This is a genomic window from Mucilaginibacter sp. P1_A3 (assembly GCF_056406855.1).
The window spans coordinates 76,554-97,055 of sequence record NZ_JBFTZJ010000008.1; the positions used below are offsets into that span (position 1 = coordinate 76,554).

General features: G+C 40.6%; 21 protein-coding genes. 11 read left to right on the top strand and 10 right to left on the bottom strand.

Features of this window, described 5'->3' with window-relative positions:
- Positions 1–40 precede the first annotated feature (40 nt).
- Positions 41–1,699, bottom strand: coding sequence for a glutamine--tRNA ligase/YqeY domain fusion protein (locus tag AC1D0K_RS17810; protein ID WP_477390848.1), 1,659 nt, complete (start codon positions 1,697–1,699; stop codon positions 41–43).
- 147 nt (positions 1,700–1,846) lie between these two features.
- On the opposite strand from AC1D0K_RS17810, the gene AC1D0K_RS17815 reads away from it, so the two are divergent.
- The 4 genes from AC1D0K_RS17815 to AC1D0K_RS17830 all read left to right on the top strand — a co-directional run bounded on the left by AC1D0K_RS17815 (position 1,847) and on the right by AC1D0K_RS17830 (position 4,533).
- Entirely contained in the window at positions 1,847–2,209 is a 363-nt protein-coding gene (locus tag AC1D0K_RS17815) for a TM2 domain-containing protein (RefSeq protein ID WP_295721076.1), read from the top strand.
- Positions 2,210–2,243: 34 nt separating this feature from the next.
- Positions 2,244–3,341, top strand: coding sequence for a Nif3-like dinuclear metal center hexameric protein (locus AC1D0K_RS17820; RefSeq protein WP_477390851.1), 1,098 nt, complete (start codon positions 2,244–2,246; stop codon positions 3,339–3,341).
- The gene (locus AC1D0K_RS17825) at positions 3,341–4,084 is read left to right on the top strand and encodes a zinc ribbon domain-containing protein (RefSeq protein WP_477390853.1); all 744 of its coding nucleotides are present in this window, start codon (positions 3,341–3,343) and stop codon (positions 4,082–4,084) included. The genes AC1D0K_RS17820 and AC1D0K_RS17825 overlap by 1 nt, the downstream gene beginning before the upstream one ends.
- A 65-nt stretch (positions 4,085–4,149) precedes the next feature.
- Positions 4,150–4,533, top strand: a complete 384-nt coding sequence (locus AC1D0K_RS17830) for a ribosomal maturation YjgA family protein (RefSeq protein WP_477390855.1) — start codon at positions 4,150–4,152, stop codon at positions 4,531–4,533.
- Between the two features lie 19 nt (positions 4,534–4,552).
- Here the strand turns inward: AC1D0K_RS17830 and AC1D0K_RS17835 are convergent, their stop codons facing one another.
- The 5 genes from AC1D0K_RS17835 to AC1D0K_RS17855 all read right to left on the bottom strand — a co-directional run bounded on the left by AC1D0K_RS17835 (position 4,553) and on the right by AC1D0K_RS17855 (position 9,578).
- Positions 4,553–5,623 carry a PA0069 family radical SAM protein gene (locus AC1D0K_RS17835; protein WP_477390857.1) on the bottom strand — a complete coding sequence of 357 codons (1,071 nt, stop codon included), beginning with the start codon at positions 5,621–5,623 and terminating at the stop codon, positions 4,553–4,555.
- 29 nt (positions 5,624–5,652) lie between these two features.
- Positions 5,653–6,297 carry a response regulator transcription factor gene (locus AC1D0K_RS17840; protein WP_295721071.1) on the bottom strand — a complete coding sequence of 215 codons (645 nt, stop codon included), beginning with the start codon at positions 6,295–6,297 and terminating at the stop codon, positions 5,653–5,655.
- Positions 6,263–7,093: a sensor histidine kinase gene (locus AC1D0K_RS17845; RefSeq protein WP_477390860.1), complete on the bottom strand. Its 831-nt coding sequence runs from the start codon at positions 7,091–7,093 to the stop codon at positions 6,263–6,265. The genes AC1D0K_RS17840 and AC1D0K_RS17845 overlap by 35 nt, the downstream gene beginning before the upstream one ends.
- 660 nt (positions 7,094–7,753) lie before the next feature.
- Positions 7,754–8,170: a hypothetical protein gene (locus tag AC1D0K_RS17850; protein ID WP_477390862.1), complete on the bottom strand. Its 417-nt coding sequence runs from the start codon at positions 8,168–8,170 to the stop codon at positions 7,754–7,756.
- A 1,051-nt stretch (positions 8,171–9,221) separates the two neighbouring features.
- Positions 9,222–9,578 (bottom strand): hypothetical protein, encoded by a 357-nt coding sequence (locus AC1D0K_RS17855; protein ID WP_295721067.1) that lies wholly within the window; start codon positions 9,576–9,578, stop codon positions 9,222–9,224.
- Positions 9,579–9,661: 83 nt separating this feature from the next.
- Here AC1D0K_RS17855 and AC1D0K_RS17860 point away from each other — a divergent pair, with 83 nt between their 5' ends.
- A complete protein-coding gene (locus tag AC1D0K_RS17860) occupies positions 9,662–10,747 on the top strand; it encodes a metallophosphoesterase (RefSeq protein ID WP_477390865.1) in 1,086 nt (361 codons plus the stop codon).
- A gap of 34 nt (positions 10,748–10,781) precedes the next feature.
- On the opposite strand, the gene AC1D0K_RS17865 is transcribed toward AC1D0K_RS17860, so the two are convergent.
- The 3 genes from AC1D0K_RS17865 to rsfS all read right to left on the bottom strand — a co-directional run bounded on the left by AC1D0K_RS17865 (position 10,782) and on the right by rsfS (position 14,062).
- Positions 10,782–11,432, bottom strand: a complete 651-nt coding sequence (locus tag AC1D0K_RS17865; protein ID WP_295721065.1) for a LutC/YkgG family protein — start codon at positions 11,430–11,432, stop codon at positions 10,782–10,784.
- Between the two features lie 57 nt (positions 11,433–11,489).
- Positions 11,490–13,598, bottom strand: coding sequence for an ATP-dependent zinc metalloprotease FtsH (ftsH, locus tag AC1D0K_RS17870; protein WP_477390867.1), 2,109 nt, complete (start codon positions 13,596–13,598; stop codon positions 11,490–11,492).
- Positions 13,599–13,687: 89 nt separating this feature from the next.
- Complete coding sequence (gene rsfS / locus AC1D0K_RS17875; RefSeq protein ID WP_477390869.1) at positions 13,688–14,062, bottom strand: ribosome silencing factor; 375 nt, start codon at positions 14,060–14,062, stop codon at positions 13,688–13,690.
- 47 nt (positions 14,063–14,109) lie between these two features.
- Here rsfS and AC1D0K_RS17880 point away from each other — a divergent pair, with 47 nt between their 5' ends.
- The 4 genes from AC1D0K_RS17880 to pfkA all read left to right on the top strand — a co-directional run bounded on the left by AC1D0K_RS17880 (position 14,110) and on the right by pfkA (position 18,216).
- Positions 14,110–14,880, top strand: a complete 771-nt coding sequence (locus tag AC1D0K_RS17880) for a biotin--[acetyl-CoA-carboxylase] ligase (RefSeq protein WP_477390871.1) — start codon at positions 14,110–14,112, stop codon at positions 14,878–14,880.
- Between the two features lie 3 nt (positions 14,881–14,883).
- Positions 14,884–15,336 (top strand): protein-disulfide reductase DsbD N-terminal domain-containing protein, encoded by a 453-nt coding sequence (locus tag AC1D0K_RS17885; RefSeq protein ID WP_295721061.1) that lies wholly within the window; start codon positions 14,884–14,886, stop codon positions 15,334–15,336.
- 21 nt (positions 15,337–15,357) lie between these two features.
- Positions 15,358–17,094 (top strand): protein-disulfide reductase DsbD family protein, encoded by a 1,737-nt coding sequence (locus AC1D0K_RS17890; protein ID WP_477390874.1) that lies wholly within the window; start codon positions 15,358–15,360, stop codon positions 17,092–17,094.
- 144 nt (positions 17,095–17,238) lie between these two features.
- Positions 17,239–18,216, top strand: coding sequence for a 6-phosphofructokinase (gene pfkA / locus AC1D0K_RS17895; protein WP_295721059.1), 978 nt, complete (start codon positions 17,239–17,241; stop codon positions 18,214–18,216).
- 141 nt (positions 18,217–18,357) lie between these two features.
- On the opposite strand, the gene AC1D0K_RS17900 is transcribed toward pfkA, so the two are convergent.
- Positions 18,358–18,900, bottom strand: coding sequence for a 5' nucleotidase, NT5C type (locus AC1D0K_RS17900; protein WP_477390877.1), 543 nt, complete (start codon positions 18,898–18,900; stop codon positions 18,358–18,360).
- A 144-nt stretch (positions 18,901–19,044) separates the two neighbouring features.
- Between AC1D0K_RS17900 and AC1D0K_RS17905 the strand changes: the two genes are divergently transcribed.
- Together AC1D0K_RS17905 and rimM are read left to right on the top strand one after the other, a co-directional pair.
- The gene (locus tag AC1D0K_RS17905) at positions 19,045–19,572 is read left to right on the top strand and encodes a 30S ribosomal protein S16 (RefSeq protein ID WP_295721057.1); all 528 of its coding nucleotides are present in this window, start codon (positions 19,045–19,047) and stop codon (positions 19,570–19,572) included.
- A gap of 143 nt (positions 19,573–19,715) precedes the next feature.
- Positions 19,716–20,243, top strand: coding sequence for a ribosome maturation factor RimM (rimM, locus tag AC1D0K_RS17910; protein WP_477390879.1), 528 nt, complete (start codon positions 19,716–19,718; stop codon positions 20,241–20,243).
- Positions 20,244–20,502: the final 259 nt, after the last annotated feature.

Sequence of the window (20,502 nt, forward strand, 5' to 3'; positions counted from 1 at the left end):
ATGTTTTTAGCCTAAAGCCGACCGTCAAAGACCTTTAACCTTATTTTTTCACCCACCCGTCCTTTAACGTTACGGTGCGGTTAAATACCAGCTTATCTGCAGTGGAGTATTTATCCAGGGTAAAATAGCCTTTCCGCATGAACTGTACCGGGGTTCCTGGTTTGGCGTTAGCCAAGTTGGGTTCAATGTAAACGGTTTGTATTACATGCAAACTGTTGGGGTTAAGGTAATCTTTAAAGTCACCATCCTCACTCTGCGGGTTCTCCACTTGGAACAAACGGTCGTAAAGCCTTACTTCGGCGGTTTTGGCGTGTGGCACGCTTACCCAATGAATAGTTCCCTTAACATTAATGCCGCTGGTATCATTCCCAGATTTTGACTCGGGCAGATAGCTGCAATGAATCTCGGTTACATTGCCATCGGCATCTTTCACAAAGTCGTCACAACGGATGATGTAGGCGTTCTTCAACCTCACCATCAGGCCAACCCCTAACCGGAAAAATTTCTTAGGCGGCACTTCCATAAAGTCCTCACGCTCTATCCACAACTCGCGGCTAAACGGAAACTCGCGGCTGCCATCACCGTCCTCAGCTTCAGGATTGTTTTCACCGTGCATGGTTTCTACTTCACCTTCCGGATAGTTGGTAAGGATACATTTTATAGGATCAAGCACGGCCATACGGCGCCATGCGGTTTTATTCAGGTCTTCGCGGATGCAGAACTCCAGCAGGCCAACATCAATCATATTCTCGCGTTTGGCTACGCCGATGCGTTCGCAAAACTCGCGGATACTTGCAGGCGTATAACCCCGGCGACGCAAACCACTAATAGTCGGCATGCGCGGGTCGTCCCAGCTTTCTACGTGCCCTTCTGTAACCAGCTGCAGCAGCTTGCGCTTGCTCATTACTGTGTAGTTAAGGTTTAAACGGGCAAACTCGTATTGCTTTGACGGGAAGATGCCCAACTGATCAATAAACCAATCATACAAAGGACGGTGAGGTATAAACTCCAGCGTACAAAGAGAGTGGGTTATATGTTCAATAGCATCCGATTGACCGTGCGCGAAATCATACATAGGATAAATGCACCAGGCATCGCCGGTACGGTGATGATGGGCATGCTTAATTCGGTACATCAAAGGATCACGCAGATGCATGTTTGGTGCAGCCAGGTCAAGCTTGGCACGCAGCACTTTGGCGCCATCGGGGTATTTACCGGCTTTCATATCGGCAAACAACTGCAGGTTTTCCTCAACAGACCTGCTGCGGTACTGGTTAGGTGTACCCGGTTCGGTTGGTGTACCTTTTTGTGCAGCTATTTCCTCGGCGCTACTGTCATCAACATACGCCAACCCTTTTTTGATAAGGGCAACGGCAAATTCATATATCTTATCAAAATAGTCAGAAGCATATAGTTCTTCGGCCCATTCAAAGCCAAGCCATTTTACATCTTCTTTAATACTGTCAACATATTCCACATCCTCTTTAACGGGATTGGTATCGTCAAAGCGCAGGTTGGTCTTACCGTTATATTTTTGCGCCAGCCCAAAATTTAAACAAATGGATTTGGCATGCCCAATGTGCAGGTAGCCATTAGGCTCGGGCGGGAAACGGGTTAATACTCTGCCATCGTTTTTGCCGGCGGCTATATCTTCTTCAACAATTTCCTCTATAAAGTTCAGTGATCTTTCTTCGCTCATAAACAACAGTTATCAATAACCACAAAAGTAACAAAAATTTTAAGCCCTAACTTTATAAACGGGAACTGTTCACGCACGCAATTAGCGCATTGTTTTTATCATAAAATAATTAAATTTGGAACAACTTAAATCAAAAACCTATACAACATGAACATGTACAAAGATCCTTATATGAATTTTCAGGATATGACGCCCGAGGAGATGGGCTTTTTGCAACAAGCCACCGCCGGACTAAATGAAAATCAAACAAAGTATTTTTACATGGTTTATACCAGCAAACGCAAAAACGCACAGGAAATATTGTTATTTACCTTACTTGGCTTTATTGTGATTGCAGGTGTGCAACGTTTTGTACTGGGCCAAATTGGTATGGGTTTACTATATCTTTTTACAGGCGGCTTTTGCTTTATAGGTACTATTGTTGATTTGATAAACAATAAATCGCTTACATTAGAGTATAATAAAAATATGGCTTATGAAAGCCACCGTATGGCGATGTTAACCCAATAATTAACCCAGGCCATATTATAGCTAATATTTGTTCATGAAATTATCCACCCTTACCGCCTACCTTGAAAGCCTTGCGCCACTGGTTTACCAGGAAGATTATGACAACGCCGGCCTAATTGTAGGTAACCCCGATCAGGAAATAACACAGGCGCTGCTCTCGTTAGATTGCACCGAGGCTGTGGTTGATGAGGCTATCGCTACCGGCAGCCAGGTAATTATATCGCATCATCCTATCGTTTTTAAAGGGTTAAAAAAGTTTAATGGTAAAACGTATGTAGAACGCGTGGTGGAGAAAGCCATTCGCAACCGCATAGCCATATATGCCATTCACACCAACCTGGATAACGTGATGACCGGGGTTAACACCCGCATTTGCGATACCCTGGGCTTAAAAAACTGCCGCATACTGGTCCCAAAACACAACCTGCTTAAAAAACTGGTAACCTTTGTCCCTCACAGCCATGCAGATGCTGTGCGCGAGGCTTTATTTGCAGCCGGCGCCGGCAATATTGGCAACTATAGCGAAGTAAGCTTCAATGCCGAAGGAACCGGAACTTTTAAAGGCAATGAACTTACGGTATCCCACGTGGGCGAGCCGGGCAAGCGTCACCACGAAAGCGAAGTTTGCATCCAAACTGTTTATCCTGCCAACCTGGAGAGTAAGATTATCATGGCGTTGATACTTGCTCATCCGTACGAGGAAGTAGCTTATGACCTTTACAGCTTAACTAACCAGAACCAGCAAGTAGGCTCGGGCATGATAGGCGAGCTGGAAGTGCCACAAAACCAGGAATCTTTCCTTTTCCATATAAAGGATAAAATGCGCACCCATGTAATAAGACATACCGCTTTTACCGGCAAACCGATTAGAAAAGTAGCTGTTTGTGGCGGTGCAGGAGGCTTTTTGCTGAAGCATGCCATAGCCGCCGGAGCCGACATTTTTATCACTGCCGACTACAAGTATCATGAGTTTTTTGATGCCGAAGGAAAAATAGTGATAGCCGACATCGGACACTTTGAAAGTGAACAATTTACGGTGCAATTAATGTATGATATAATTAGAAAAAAATTCCCTATCTTTGCCGTCCGTTTAACAGAAGTAAATACAAACCCCGTCAAATATTTTATTTAATGGAACAAACCGTAGAACAAAAGCTTAAAGCTTTATACGAACTCCAAACCATCCACACCAAAATTGATAGGATTCGCCAGGTAAGGGGTGAACTGCCAATGGAAGTTGCCGACTTGGAAGATGATGTTGCTGGTCTTGAAACCCGCATACAGAAAATCAAATATGAGCTGGATGATGTGGAGGATGAAATAGTAACCCGCAAAAACCTGATCAAGGATGCTCAGGCAAATATCAAAAAATACGAAGCGCAACTTAACGAAGTTAAGAACAACCGTGAGTACGATGCCATATCAAAAGAAATTGAGATACAGGGATTAGATATACAAGTAAGCGAGAAAAAGATACGGGAATTTGGTTTTGAAATATCTTCAAAAACCCAGGTATATGAAAAAGCGCTTGCTGATCTGGAAGCACGCAAGAGCGATCTTGATGCTAAAAAAGATGAGTTAGGTGTTATTACCGCCGAAACTGAGAAAGAAGAGAACGACCTTGTTGCACAAGCAGAAAAGGCTACTCCAAATATCGAAGAGCGTTTATTAACTGCTTACAACCGCTTGCGTCAAAATGCAAAAAACGGATTGGCAGTTGTAACTATTCAGCGCGATTCATGTTCAGGTTGTTTTAACCAGATCCCGCCTCAGCGCCAGTCTGATATCCGTCAACGTAAAAAGATCATCGTTTGCGAGCATTGCGGACGCATCCTTGTTGATGAGCAAATGGCTTTAGAAGCAGAGAACGCATAAGCAATAGTCTTTAAAATTTAAAAAAGGTACCCGAAACGGTACCTTTTTTTGTGAAGCAAATTTTCATGAGTAAGTTAAGGCTAACCTATTTTACCCTCACAATAGCTACCATAATCGCTGGGCTGCTTTCCCGGAATTTTAAATTTATTCCACTGTTTATTGGTGATATCCTTTGGGCGCTGATGGTTTACTTTATCGTATGCTTCCTCTTCATTAATAAACCGTCAAAATTCATCATCATAGCAAGCTTGCTGTTTTGCTACGCCATAGAATTTAGCCAGCTTTATAAAGCGCCCTGGATAAACGAATTGCGGCATACCATCTTCGGTAAGCTGGTTTTAGGCGAAGGTTTTTTATGGAGTGATCTGTTATGTTACACGGTTGGGGTGGGTATTGGTGTTCTGTTAGATCTATACGCCATCAGGAAAAAAATACATACTTCTTTTTAGGCGACAAAGCCCGCCACTCTCAAAACATACTGATCTGCTTTCCCTTCTTCGGCACAAATAAGCTGTAATCATATTCTGGCATCTCCCTGCCCGCCATAAAGCGATTACAGGCCATTCTAAACATCTGTTGGATAGATTCTGCCACCTTACCCCCGCCGCTCATTCTCCGCCCAAAATCGCTGTCATTTAATTGCCCGTCGTGGCACTCGCGAATCATGTTCAGCACCTTCTCTGCTTTATCAGGAAAGGCTTTGTAAATCCAGTCGCTAAATATTTCGGCGATACTTCCATTGAGGCGCACAATGGTAAAGCCTGCAGCTAATGCTCCCCTATCGGCAGCTGCCTTAATGATATTAGGCACTTCATTACTATTCAATCCGGGAATTATGGGGGCCGCCATAACCCTCACGGGGATGCCATTTTCTGAGAGTTTCTGCACAACAGCCAATCGCCCGGTGGCCGTTATGGTGCGCGGCTCCAATTTTTGGCGAAGCTGTTCATTTAGTGATGTTATAGAAATATTTACATGCACCAGGTTCATCGCGGCAAGTTCTGTAAGAATATCAAGGTCGCGCAGAATTACATTGTTTTTGGTGATGATGCTTACGGGGTTTTTATATTGCAAAAACACCTCCAGAAGCTGCCGTGTTATCAGCAATTTACGCTCAACAGGCTGATAACAATCCGTATTGCCAGATAGCATGATACATACTGGCTTATAGTTCTTTTTATTAAAATATTGTTCAAGCAATTCGGGGGCATTGCGCTTGATGATTATCTTCCGCTCAAAATCCAATCCGGCGCTAAAACCATAGTATTCATGGCTATTACGGGCGTAACAATAAATGCAGCCATGCTCACAACCCTGGTAAGGATTTAAGGAGTACATGTGGCTTAGATCCGGGCTATTCGATTCGCTTACTATCTTTTTGGGTGTTTCTTCAAAAAGCTGGGTTGAGCTATTTTCAAGCAAGGGCTCGTCGATCCCTTCAATATGGTCGGCCACATATTTATTTTTCAGAAACTTATTTTGCGTATTAACCTGCGCGCCCCTGCCTTTAAAAAAGCCAGAGCCATCCTCTTGTGCCATATGGCAAATTTGCTAATTAATTTAGCAAATTACAAGTCAACCAGCTTGTTTTTTATGCTGTATAAAACCAGGCCCACGCGACTCTTTATTTGTAGTTTCTCAAAAAGCTGGTCGCGGTAACTATCAACAGTACGCACGCTGATGCACATGGTATCTGCAATTTCCTTATAAGTAAGCTCGGTACTGGTGAGGCGTAAAAACTCAATTTCGCGCGGGTTCAGTTTTACCTGTGCGGCCTTATCAGAATTAAAATTATGAAGCAGGTGCTTGGTAACAAAATCAGGATAATACAGGTCGCCCTCTGCAACTTTAGTTAATGCCCTTTCAAACTCATCGGGTTCAGAATCTTTTAAAAGGTAGCCCTTTACACCAGCCCTCACCATCGTAAGCACCTTCTCGGCATCCTCAAACATCGATAGAATGATTACCCTGATAGATGGATGATATTTTTTAAGCCATTGCGCGGTTGATATTCCGTCCATCACGGGCATATTGATGTCGAGCAAAACAATATCCGGGATATGTCCACCGGCAATATTGTCTATCAGTTCCTTGCCGTGCGCGGCCTCAAACAGTATATTATAACCATTAAAGCTACCTATCAGCGCCGCCATGCCACTCCTAAAAAGGCGATGATCGTCAACCAGGGCTATTTGAATGGGTTCCGTTAGCATAAATTTCTTGTACCTGGGGGTTTAACGATAGCTTAATAGAACAGCCTTTTTTGGGCGAGCTGTTTATAACAGCCTCAGCACCAATTAAACCCGCCCTGTTTGTCATGTTACGCAATCCAGATCCGCTCTTGTCACTAAGCAATTCGGGTTGGAAACCAACACCATCATCTTCGATGGTTAAATTAAACATTTGTGTATTATAATACAAACCAATTTTAATGTTTGCTGCGTCTGCATGTTTCAACACGTTATTTAGAGCTTCCTGGAATATCCTGAACAAAACCAGCTCCCGTTGCTCGCCCAGGCTGTACACTTCTCCCTCCACTATTACATCCATATGGATAAGCCCGCTTTTGTTAATACGAACAGCCTCCATCTCCAATGTTTTTACCAGACCCAATGCGCTGATGTGCTCAAAACTTAAACTTTTTGACAGATTACGCAGATCGGTAATGGTTTGGGAAATAAGTTCCCGGTTATCATTCAAACTCACCTTCTCCACCCCATCCAGCTTATTGCCCAACAGACCAAGATTAAGTTTTACGAACGATAAAACTTGGGTAATATTATCATGCATTTCCCGGCTTACATAGTTCAATGTTTCTTCCTGTATCTCCAGGCGGGTTTTAAGCAGTTCCTGCTTAAAAGAGGATTTTAACTCGGCTTTTTCAAGTGCATTTTTATTCTGCTTTTTTTGAAACATCAATAAAAAACCAACCATAAAAAAACCTAATAATAACAATAATGCAGTACCTGCAATTATTATAAGGATAACTTCTTCGTCTTTGAAAAGCATAAAAAGGCGTAAATTAAAATTGAGTTGAGCAACAAGTTTGAAAGCCCTGGAATAGTTGCCGCCAGCATGTAAAAATGATAATTGTTTTTATATACCATGTAGCTATAACAGGAATAAAAAAGACTCTTTGAAAGAAAATAAAAAAGCAAGCCCGTAACAACTAAAAACGGCGGGTGCTTTAAAAGTACTAAACCCTCCGTTGCTTCTTTCAACAAATCGTGATAATAGTTGTAAATTAAGGTTAAAATAAACAGGGCCTGTAATACCCTTGCAATTGTATTCAACTTCCACATTCCCTGAACAAAAAACATATCAATAAAGGAAAAGAGTATTACAATACCAGCAAATAGATATACTTTTTTTTTATAAGATGCTCTTTTTGCAAATGACGTCATTAAATAAGTAAAAAGAATAAAATCTATTAATTCCATGATGTTAGCGCACCAGGAGTCTGTATGATTAATCATCAGCAAGTTAAACAGATTCGCAAATTCATAAACACTTACACACCCAAAATAGGGTACAAACCATTTAAAATTGCTGTCCATTTTTTTGTAAGCGTACAGGCTAAAAGCAAATGTTATCGGCAAGGATATAAGGTAGATGTAGTATAATGTCAGCATTGATGACCTTTTAAATATAAATACTATTACGCAAAAGCTAATATTGGGACAGTGCCGCTGACTTCTTTGTCTTTGAAAAGCATAAAAAGGCGTAAATTAAAATTGAGTTGAGCAACAGGTTTGAAAGCCCTGGAATAGTGGCCGCCAAAATATAAAAATGATAATTGTTTTTATAAATCATAAAGCTAAAGCATGACATAAAAACACTCTTTGAAAGAAAATAAAAAAGCAAGCCTGTAGCAACTAAAAACGGTGGATGCTTTAGAAGAACCAAACCCTCCTCTGCCTCTTCCAACAAATTGTAATAGTAAATACAAATTAAACTTAAAATAAATAAAGCCTGCAATACAATTGCCATGGTATTCAACCTCCAAATTCCCTGAATAAATGCCATATCAATCAAGGAAAGCAGTATTACTATAGTAGCAAGTGTGTATACTTTTTTTTTATACAATACTCTTTTTACAAGCGACGTCATTAAATAAGTATAAAGGATAAACTCTATTATTTCTTCGATGTTACTGCACCAGGAATTGGTATGATTAATCATCAGCCAGTTTAACAGATTCGCAAATTCATAAACAATTACAAATGCAAAAAATGGAACAAACCATTTAAAATTGCTGTCCATTTTTTTGTAAGCATGCAGGCTAAAACCAAATGTAATCGGCAAGGATATAAGGTAGATGTAGTATAACGTCAACATTGATGGCCTTTTAAATATAAATGCTATTGCGCAAAAGTTAATATTGGGAGAATGCCACTGACTTCTTTATTTTTGGAAAGCATAAAAATGCTGATATTAAAAGTGAATTAAGCAACAGGTTTGAAAGCCCGGGAATAGTTTGTGCCAGGATAAGAAAATGATAGTTATTCTTATAAGCCATATAGCTATAACAGGAATAATAAGCCGAATTCGAAAGAAAATAAAAAAGCAACCCTGTTGCCGCCAAAAACGGTGGATGCTTTAAAAGTACCAGATGCTCCCTAGCTTCTTTCAATAAGTTATAGTAATAAATACAAATTAAGGTTAAAACGAACAATTCCTGCAATATTAGGGCTATGGTATTCAACCTCCAAATTCCCTGGATAAAAATCATATCAATAAGCGAAATCAGGATTATAATGCCCGCGAATATGTATACCTTCTTTTTATACAAAGCCTCTTCGTTAAAAGAGGTTATTAAATAAGTAAAAAGGATAAACTCCATTAATGAAATATTGTTGTTGCACCAGGAGTTGGTATGATTGATTATAAGTAAGCCGCGCATACTGGCAACCTCAACACAAATTACAAAGGGCAGGTACCAGCGAAACCATCTAAAGTTTCTATCAAGCTGCTTATAAGTGTATAGGCAAATTAAAAAAGCTATTATTAGAGATATGAAATAAAGGTTATATAACATTCAATTATTGATGATCTTTTAAATATAAATGCTAAAATAGCTCATCCTTAAATACTTTTTTAATATCATCAATAATTGAATGCTATGTCCTTTTATCAATTAACAGGAGCAAATCGGCGGGCATAACTTCCCTCCATTAACAGCCTCTAAACCATTAGCAAGGACACTGCCATCAGAAAGTGCATCTGTATCACCACTTCCGTTATTCACCGTTCCAATAAAGATAGCGGTTGTTTGAGAAGGGGCCTCAGGCTCTTTTTCATCGTAAGCGGCCAGGTAAACCCTTACGCCTGTTGTTTCTGCCGGCAGATTGTTCACAAAATCTTTAAATGCAGCAACATCAAACCAGATTGATTTGGTATCATTAATGCTATAGGTACCATCAATCAGTTTTTTCCGGGTAGTTTCATACCGTTCTACCATTTGTTTCGCAATAGTTAAATCAATAGTCTTCATATTTAATCGGGATTAGTTAAAAAAATGACCACGCACTTTTACTCAATTATAACACAAAAAGTTTTATCTTCTGTTAAAAATCCATGCGCAAATTTTTGCAAAAACTATTAACCCAACCTGTAGCCAAACTTGCCGACAGACTATCGTCAAGACCCGATAAGAAACGGGTTGACAAGGCCTTAAGCCGCCTATATAAAAACATCATTACCAAACCAGGAAAAAAAGGGCTGGTAATTCCCTTTGATTCCCTTAAAGATAAATTTATCATCTTTTCTGATCAGCATAAAGGCGCGCGAGATGACATGGATATTTTTGCCCTTGCCGAGAAAAATTATCTTACAGCGCTTAACTATTACGAAGAACAACAATTCTTTTATATTAACCTGGGCGATAGTGAAGAGCTTTGGGAAAACCTTTTCATCACCATAAAAAAGCACAACAAAGCTACTTTTGAAAGCGAAAAGCACTTTATAAACCGCAATGCTTTCCTCAAAATATTTGGCAATCATGATCTTTATTGGGGTAACGACCCACTGGCCGGAGTTGGCTTGCTGCAAGTATACGGACAGCTGGTAAAAATTTATGAGGGTGCAATATTACAAACCAGTGTAAATGAAAAACCGCTAAATATATACCTTACTCACGGCCACCAGGGTGATTTGCAAAGTGACGGCAACTGGTTTAGTAAATGGTTTGTATCAGACATCTGGGCGCCATTCCAGGCCTATCTGAAGATTAACCTCAATACACCGGCCAACAATGATCAGCTAAAAACCGATCACAACCGGATCATGTATGAATGGGCTGCAGAGCGAAATAACACCCTGCTCATTACCGGCCATACCCACCAGCCGGTTTTCAAATCCCTCACTCACCTTGAAAGGTTATATGATGAAATGGCAAGGGCAAAAAGAACCAACCACACAGCTGCAGTTGCCGAAATTGAAAAACAAATAACCAACAGGAATTTAAAGGGCGATATAGTACCCGATTTTAGTGCCTATAAACCTTATTATTTTAACAGCGGCTGCTGTTGCTTTGATGATGGAGATATAACCGGCATCGAGATTGCAGACGGTTTTATACGATTAATAAAATGGGAGTACGATGATAAAAAGAAAAGTAACCGGATTGTTTTGGAGGAATGTAAACTCGATGAGTTGATTTAGGTTAGTGAATTTAAATAGACCTTAAGCCGCTGGTTTACCCTTCCTGAGAGTCATCCAATAAAAACACAAACAACTCTTTTGGGCCATGTGCGCCAAGTACCAGAGTTTTCTCAATATCGGCTGTGCGGCTTGGGCCGGTTACGTTGCTGATCATAGATGGCAATTGATTACCATATTTACTTTTAAGGAGCTTGAACCCATCTTTAATATCCATTACCATTTGTGATGTGTAAGCCAGCACAATATGTACAGGAGGATAGATGCTTAACCGCCTGCCGGCCATATTACCATTTGACAGCAAAATACTCCCATTACGTGCTATTAAAGCTTCGCAAAAAGTAAAGCCAACGTCGGCCTGGTCAAAATCTTTGTCGGTTTCGTAAAACGGATATTCAAAACGGGTGAGTATTTCCTGTAAGCCGGGCTCCCAGCAATATATTTTACGCCAGTTTCTTTCTTCGGCCAGGGTAAGTAGTGTTTCTATGAATTGCATTTCATCTTCGCAAAAAATAAACTGCCCGTTAACAGCAGTAAATTGCTCTGCAAAAACAACTTCGGGTATCTCCTCATCGTTTGCGTAAAGTGGCAGGTCTTCCAGTTGAGGGTACGGATTGTCCCTTTTTTCCAGCAGCGCTTTCCGGATCTTTTTAAGCAGTTTTTCTTTTGATGTAGTGATATCCCTCATAGTAAAAAAAGGAAAGCCACCAGCTTGGCTGATGGCTTTTTTATAATGTTGTTTTTATTAAACTTTTGGATCCTGCCCGTCAATCCTTGATAACTCAGGATTGGTTACCGTTTCAGGGATAGCGTTGTTATCAACATCAGGATTCATAGCAGCCTCACCATTTACAAATTTATCATAAGTGGTTCGTTCGTCAAATGGGCGTTTTCCTAATATCTCTTCCAGATCGCTTTGGAACAGAACCTCTTTTTCTAACAGTTTTTGAGCTATTTTCTCTAAACCTTCGCGTTTTTCGTTCAACAATCCTTTGGTTTTTTGATAAACCTCATCAACCAGTTTACGTACTTCGTTGTCAATCATTTCAGCAGTTGTATCTGAATATGGTTTGTTAAACTGGTACTCTCCCTGCGGATCATAGAATGATACGTTACCTACATTGCCATTCATACCATAAATTTTTGTCATGGCATAAGCAAGCTTGGTAATGCGTTCCAAATCGCTTAAGGCTCCGGTCGAAATTTTTCCAAAAACGATGTCTTCAGCAACCCGGCCACCCATAGAAACACTCATTTCATCTAACAATTGCTCGGTAGTGTACAAAAACTGCTCTTTTGGCAGATATTGAGCATAACCCAATGCTGCTACACCCCTTGGCACTATAGATACTTTAACCAACGGATCGGCATGTTCCAGGAACCAGCCTGCAATAGCATGGCCCGCTTCGTGGTAAGCTACAATACGTTTTTCTTCGGGTGATATGATTTTGTTCTTTTTCTCCAAACCACCAATCACACGGTCAATGGCATCCTGGAAATCGGTCATATCTACCGATTCTTTATTTTTACGGGCGGCAATCAGGGCAGCCTCGTTACAAACATTGGCAATCTCGGCACCTGCAAAACCTGGTGTTTGTGCCGATAATTTTTTAGCATCAACACCTTCATTAAGCTTAATAGGCTTCAAGTGAACCTTAAAGATCTGCTCACGGCCTATCAAATCCGGTTTATCAATTGATACCTGTCTGTCAAAACGTCCCGGGCGCAACAATGCAGAATCCAATACATCCGGACGGTTGGTTGCAGCAAGAATAATTATACCAGAATCGGTACCGAAACCATCCATCTCAACCAATAACTGGTTCAATGTATTTTCGCGCTCATCATTACCACCAACAATATTGTTTTTACCACGGGCACGGCCAATGGCATCAATCTCATCAATAAATATGATACAAGGGGCTTTATCTTTAGCCTGGCGGAATAAATCACGAACACGTGATGCACCCACCCCTACAAACATCTCCACAAAATCTGAACCCGAAAGGGAGAAGAACGGTACCTGCGCTTCACCAGCCACAGCTTTAGCCAATAAGGTTTTACCTGTACCAGGTGAGCCTACCAGCAATGCGCCTTTAGGTATTTTACCACCCAGATTGGTATACTTTTTAGGGTTTTTCAGGAAATCTACAATCTCCATTACCTCTTGTTTGGCTTCCTCAAGACCGGCAACATCGTTAAATGTAACCGAAACCTGAGCTTCTTTATCAAACAGGGTAGCTTTTGATTTACCAATGTTGAAAATCTGTCCGCCCGGGCCACCGCCTGAACCACCAGACATACGGCGCATAATGAATATCCAAACAGCAGCAAACAAGATCACCATAATAACTCCCTGTACTAACCAGTTAGATAAAAGGCTTTCGCGACCCTGTTGAAGCTCAACCGAAATTTTAGGAGCGGTAGGATCTGTACTTTCTACAGCGGCAATAGATTTCTTTAAGCTCTCGTATGAATCATCAGTAAAAGTATACTGAGGACCATTGTTTGAAGCGCTAAATAAATGCTGTTGTTTTCCACTATCAGAAACATAACGTTGTTTACTCAAGCTTTCCTTCTTAATATAAACCTCGGCAATTATCAAATCACCGCTTTTGTAGGCAATTATTCTGTCAACATCATGCTGCTTCAGCATGTTAGTTTCAAAATCCTGATAGGTGATTCGCGCACCATTATCTCCGCCTAACAAGGTAGACGCCAACAGGAACGCCAAAACAATAATACCATAAATCCACATAATGTTAAACTTAGGTGGTTTAGGAGTTGTTTTTTTATTTAGAATCTTCCTTATCGGTTTCGGACTTTCTGATTTATTATCTTTATTATCTTTCATTTCTTTGTTACGAGCCAAACTTAATATCTATAATTTAAAATACATAATTATTAGCATGACGCTTCCACGGGCCTTTATGTGACCAGCAATTAAGCGCTTTTGTAATATTTAATTTCTGCATCCCCCCATAATTCCTCAACGCCATAAAACTCGCGCTTGTCGGTTCTGAAAATGTGAACCACAACATCCACATAGTCAAGCAGTATCCATTCGCCATATTCCAGCCCTTCCTTGCGCCATGGCTCTTGTTGGGTAGCTTTAAAAATTTCGTCTTCAACGCTATTCGCTATAGCTTTAACCTGTGTGGTTGAGTCGGCATGGCAAACTACAAAGTAATCTGTTACCGAACTATTTAAGTTACGAAGGTCTAACCTTACTATTTCATTTCCCTTTTTTTCCTGTATACCATGTATAGCCAATTCAGAAATATAGGTTGATTGATTTACCTTTTTATTTTTTACCATCAAAAAGAATTAGTTTTGAACGTTTTTGGGTTAAAAATTATTACACTTTGCAAAATAACATATTTTCGGGATTATTTGTTGGTCAAAATTTGGTAACAATTAAAGAAGTTGATTCAACCAACACTTTCCTTAAAACATTACTGTCAAATTCCAAGCCATTGCCCGAAGGTACGGTCATTATGGCAGAAAGCCAATATGCCGGCCGGGGCCAGCAGCAAAACAAATGGCACAGTGAGCCGGGCAAAAACCTTACGTTCAGCATATTGCTAACGCCCTCATTTTTACCCGTTTCTAAGCAGTTTGACCTTACACGTGTGGTAAGCCTGGGCGTTTATGAGGCCTTTAAACCGATGCTTGGCGATAAATTAAAAATAAAATGGCCAAACGACATTTATTATGAAGACCGTAAGCTTGGCGGTATTTTAATAGAAACTAACTTGCAAAGCGACAAAATAAAAAGTGCCATAATTGGCATTGGCCTCAACATAAACCAGGAAAGTTTTGAACCCGGGGCCGGTAATGCTATTTCTGTAAAACAAATCTTACATAAAGATTATGATTTACGAGCTTTATTATCTGAAATTTGCGGTCACATTGAGGCTTACTACCTTAACTTAAAGGCCGGTAAGTTTTCTTTTGTAAGGAACACCTATTTAAACCGACTATACTGGTTAAACGAGGCAAAGGATTTTCGGTCAAACGGTGAGGTTTTTAAAGGAACCATAATTAATGTAAAAGATGAGGGTTTGCTTGTTGTTGAAAATAATAGCGGCCAACATGAGTTTAGTTTAAAACAAATTGAATTTTTAAATAAGTAATAAATGAAAAAATTATTGTTGATGATTGTGGCGCTGGTTATTTGCGCCGGAGCCTATGCACAGATTGAATCGCCGGTAAGGTGGTCATATGCAGCTAAAAAACTAAATAGCAAAGAGGCTATTGTATTTTTAAAAGCGACTATACAACCGGGCTGGCATATTTACTCCCTTAATGTTGGCGATGGCGGCCCTATAAAAACCTCTTTTGAGTTTGCCCCATCAAAGCTTTACGCCACAAACGGCAAAACCGCCGAACCAACTCCTATATCTAAGTTTGAGAAAGCTTTCAACATGAATGTTAGTTATTTTGAAAAGGAGGTTGTTTTTCAGCAAAAAATCAGCCTTAAATCGGCTGCGGCAACCAATGTAACAGGCAAACTAACATACATGACCTGTAACGATAAAAAATGCCTGCCACCAGAAGATGTTGACTTTACCATCCCATTAGGCAAATAAACACTTCCCCCTGGTACATCAATGAAAATATTTAGCAAGATCAACTGGTTGCCTACATCTATAGCTGTAGTAACCTTACTCATTATATTTGGCATAAACGCTCCAAAGCCTGTTTATGCGGCTCAAAAAGGAGGCAAGGATACAACAGTATCAACCGGCGATATCCTGTTTACCAACATACCAACTGCTGCCGATAGTATCGCTATCAGGAAAAAAGCAGCCGACTCTGCTGCCAAGGTGGAAGCTGCCAAACCTGTTGTTAAGCATGACGCGCCAAAGCCCGAGAAAGCCAAAACACTTTGGCAGATATTTATTGAGGGGCTTATCGGCGGCTTTACCGCGGTTATTCTGCCCTGCATTTATCCGCTGTTGCCATTAACTGTAAGCTTTTTTACCAAAAAGAGCGGCAGCCGAAGCAAGGCCATCATGCAGTCACTTATTTATGGTGTATCTATAATTGTAATTTATGTAACGCTTGGCTTGCTGATCTCTATCATTTTTGGATCAAGCGCACTTAATGAGTTGGCTACTAACGGTATATTTAATATCTTTTTCTTCCTGCTGCTCATTGTATTTGGGATATCATTTCTGGGCGCGTTTGAAATTACCCTACCCAGCTCATTAGCCAATAAGCTGGATGAAAATTCTGACAAAGGGGGCCTTACCGGTATCTTCTTCATGGCATCAACCCTTGTAGTGGTTTCATTTTCGTGTACCGGGCCAATAATTGGTACTTTACTGGTTGATGCAGCTTCAAAAGGCGACAGGCTTGGACCAGCAATGGGAATGTTTGGATTTTCGCTCGCGTTGGCCCTGCCATTTACAATATTTGCCTTGTTTCCTTCGGCTCTTAAAAGCCTGCCAAAATCTGGCGGCTGGCTTAATAGCGTGAAGGTTGTTTTGGGATTCCTTGAACTCGCTTTCGCTCTAAAATTCTTATCGAACGTTGACCTGGCCTATCATTGGCATTGGTTTGACAGGGAAGTATTTTTATCCCTTTGGATAGTTATTGGTTTAATGATAGGGCTTTACCTGTTGGGCAAAATTAAATTTTCGCATGATAGTGATACACCGTATCTATCTATCCCAAGGTTATTTTTATCAATAATTGCATTTGCATTCGTTGTTTATATGATTCCGGGGTTGTGGGGCGCTCCGCTCAAATCTATTGGGGCCTTTTTACCACCAATAGGCACACAAGACTTTGATCTTTCGCCAATACCGGGGGGCGGCGCTACGGCAACAACAGCAACCCAGGACGGCAAAGAACGAAAATACGCGGCAAACTATTCGGCCCTTGCAATAAAAGGCCTGGCGCCCTGGTATGATTATGACCAGGCACTACAGGTTTCAAAAGAGCTGCACAAACCAATATTGATTGATTTTACGGGCTTTGCCTGTGTTAATTGCCGCAATATGGAAGCCAACGTATGGTCGGACCCGGTGGTATTTAAAAAACTACAGAACGACTTTATCCTTTTACAGCTTGTGGTAGATGATAAAGCAGCCTTAGATATTAAAGATCAGTATACATCAACTTACAATTTTAAAAAGATAACTTCCATTGGCGACAAATGGAGCGAATTGGAAGCAAGCCGCTTCAACTCAAATTCGCAGCCGTTATATGTAATTCTTGATAGCGATGGCAAGGAAATGACTGATAAAAACGGAACAGCTTTACCACATTATAATGCCGATTACCATATAGATAGGTATCTTAAATTTTTAGATAGCGGCATCGCGGCTTACAAAAAGTAACACGGCATATAAAAATTAAGTGTAAATTCGCGGCAACTTTTAAAAGTTTGCCGCGTTTTTTATATACCGGCAAGTTTTTAACAACACTAATTAAATTATTCAATTTTTTAAGGTAGGGTTAAGCCAACCATATCAGGATAAAAAATGACGCAGATTAAAAATATCGGACTTTATACTTCAGGTGGAGACTCCCCGGGGATGAACGCTGCCATTAGGGCGGTTGTACGTACAGCTATATATTATGGTATTGATGTTACAGGCATCCGTCGTGGTTATGAAGGAATGACCAGGGGCGATTTTATACCTATGAACCGCAAATCGGTTTCAAACATCATACAACGCGGGGGTACTATTTTAAAAACCGCACGCTGCGATAATTTCAGATCGGCCGAAGGTCGTCAACAAGCCTTTGAACAGTTAAAAAAACATAATGTTGATGCCCTTATAGGTATTGGCGGCGATGGTACATTTACCGGCGCTAAAGTATTTGGAGCAGAGTACGATATACCTATCATTGGCCTGCCGGGCACTATTGATAATGATTTGATGGGTACCGATTTCACCATAGGTTACGATACAGCTATTAATACAGTTGTTGAAGCGGTGGATAAGATCCGGGATACAGCAGAATCACACGATAGATTATTCATTATTGAAGTAATGGGCCGCGACTCGGGGCTTATTGCTTTGCGTACAGGCATCGCAGCCGGCGCCGAAGCCATTTTGATTCCGGAAAGCAAGGGTGGCATGGAAGGCTTATTTAACCGCCTCCAAAACGGCCGTAAAGATAAAACGTCCAGGATAGTAATAGTTGCCGAAGGTGAAGAAGCCGGTGGCGCGTTTGAAGTTGGTCGCCTGGTACAGGAACGGTTCCCTAATTATGACACCCGTATATCCATATTGGGCCACATCCAACGCGGTGGTGCACCAAGCTGTATGGATAGAGTATTGGCAAGCCGCGTAGGCGCTGCTGCAGTTGAAGCATTAAGAGATGGCCATCGCAATGAAATGATTGGCATAATCCACAACGAAATTGCTTACACTCCTTTTGAACACGCCATTAAACACCATGTAGACATTAACCCCAACCTGTTAAAGTTGGTGGAAATTCTATCAATGTAAATAAAAAGAAAAGGGCTCTGATTATAACAGAGCCCTTTTCTTTTTTATCCAAGTGAGCCTGTCTTTTTGTGTTTAACCCGTAAAAGCATTATTCACAATCAAACGGCCCGTTAAACTATAAAAAGGCAAAACGGTTAAACGCTATACATCTAATAATTTGGCGGCGATGTCCTGCCAGTTATTAACCCTTTCAAAACCATCTACCAATAAATTGTGCGGCGATGTATACAGCAGTTTTCGCCCTTTGAAAGTAACAAAGTTTTTTATCCGGTCATCAATCATGATATCCACATCCAGTACTTTATGGCCGCAAAAAATAATATTGGTCCATGATATAAATGGAAAATGCTCTTCCAGCCATTCGTGCTTATCCTCAAGCGAATATTTAAACTCCATTGCTGCAGAAGCTATATAAACATCATATTTTTCCATAAGGGCTTTTACCACTTCCTGGCTACCCGGCATCACTTTCAGATCCCGAAAAAAACCTTTCTCGTTAACGTACTCTCTTACAGAACTAATGAGATGCGGCGGCAGTGTTTCTCCAAACTCCTTGCCATGCATATCGGCCAGTAACACCTCTGTTTGGTGGCGCTCTTTATATAGTTCGATGAATTTATCAATGGTATCCGCCAATACCTCATCCATATCAATTGCGATGCGTGGTTTCCTGATGATGCTCATGCGGCTCAAATTGCAATTTTTTTTATTGAAACAACAACCAAATAATAATTAATTGCAAGGCTTTTAAATTGTTAAGAATAATTTATACCTTTGCATCCCCGCAGAAAGAACTCCGGGGACATGTTGAATACATAAAATAAAGAAATGGCAACTAAGATCAGACTGCAAAGACACGGTAAAAAAGGAAAACCTTTTTACTACATCGTAGTAGCAGATGCCCGCGCTCCTCGCGACGGTCGTTTTATTGAGCGTTTAGGTTCATACAACCCAAACACCAATCCTGCAACTATAGACATTAATTTCGACAAAACTTTAGAGTGGGTTAACACAGGTGCCCAGCCTACTGATACTTGTCGTGCTATCCTTTCATACAAAGGTGTATTGTACAAAAAACACTTAGAAGGTGGTGTAAAAAAAGGTGCTTTAACTGAAGAACAAGCTGCAGCAAAATTTGCTGAGTGGACTGATCTGAAAGAAGGAAAAATCACCGGTAAAAAAACCAGCTTAACATCTGCAAAAGACGAAGCACGTCAAGCTGCTTTGGCTGCTGAGGCTAAAAAGAAGGAAGAAAAAGCTGCTGCAATTGCTGCTAAAAATGCTCCTGTTGCCGAAGAAGTTGAAGCTCCTGCTGACGAAGAAGCTCCGGCTGCTGATGCTGATAGCGCAGAATAATTCATTAAAGAAGCAAGAAATAAGAATCGGGAATCCATATAGCTGTAAAGCTTCGGTTTTGATTCTTACATCTTGATTCTCTACAATGGCGAAGCAACCTCACAATAGGTTCTTCGCCATTATTGTTTAATAACGATTTTTTTATGAAGACCGAAGATTGTTTCAGGGTTGGCAGTATATTAAAAACCAAAGGGCTGAAAGGTGAAATGCAGATCTATGTAGATTTTGACAACCTTGATGCCATTAAGTTTGATGCCGTTTTTATTGATATGGCTGGCAAAATGATTCCATATTTTGTGCAATCCATTAAATACCTTCAAAAAAGCAATGCTTATTTGTTTTTGGAGGATGTGGATACCATTGAAAAAGCTGCCCTGATGGTAAAAAGGGATATATACTTACCCAATAAGCTGAAACCCAAAAAGAAAAAAGCAGAGTTCACCCTGAATGATGTGGAAGGTTTCATCGCCATTGATGAAACCCATGGCGAACTGGGTGAGATCATCCAGGTGCAGGAATACCCGCAGCAGTTGATAGCTACTGTTCAATACAAAAACAAAGAAGTTCTGTTCCCGCTTAATTTAGAAATAATTAAAGGAATTGATATCGAGGCCGGAGAAATCTACATCGATTTACCTGAGGGTTTATTGGACGTTTATTTAGAAGACTAAAAATAGTATCAGCCGGGGTAAAACCTTTTGTCATCCTGAACGATAGTGAAGGCTCTGCTATTCGCCGGGCTTCTTCGCCCTGTAAAGTCTGCGATTAGATCCTTCACTATCGTTCAGGATGACAAATCTTTTAAACGGCATACCCCTTCCTGTATAATAGGCAAATTTTTGCGAAACAGCAGTGGTAGAATAGGGCGTTAAAAGGCTTACATTCAGCCCATTTTAAATAAAATTTACAAAACTTCAATAATTACCGCTT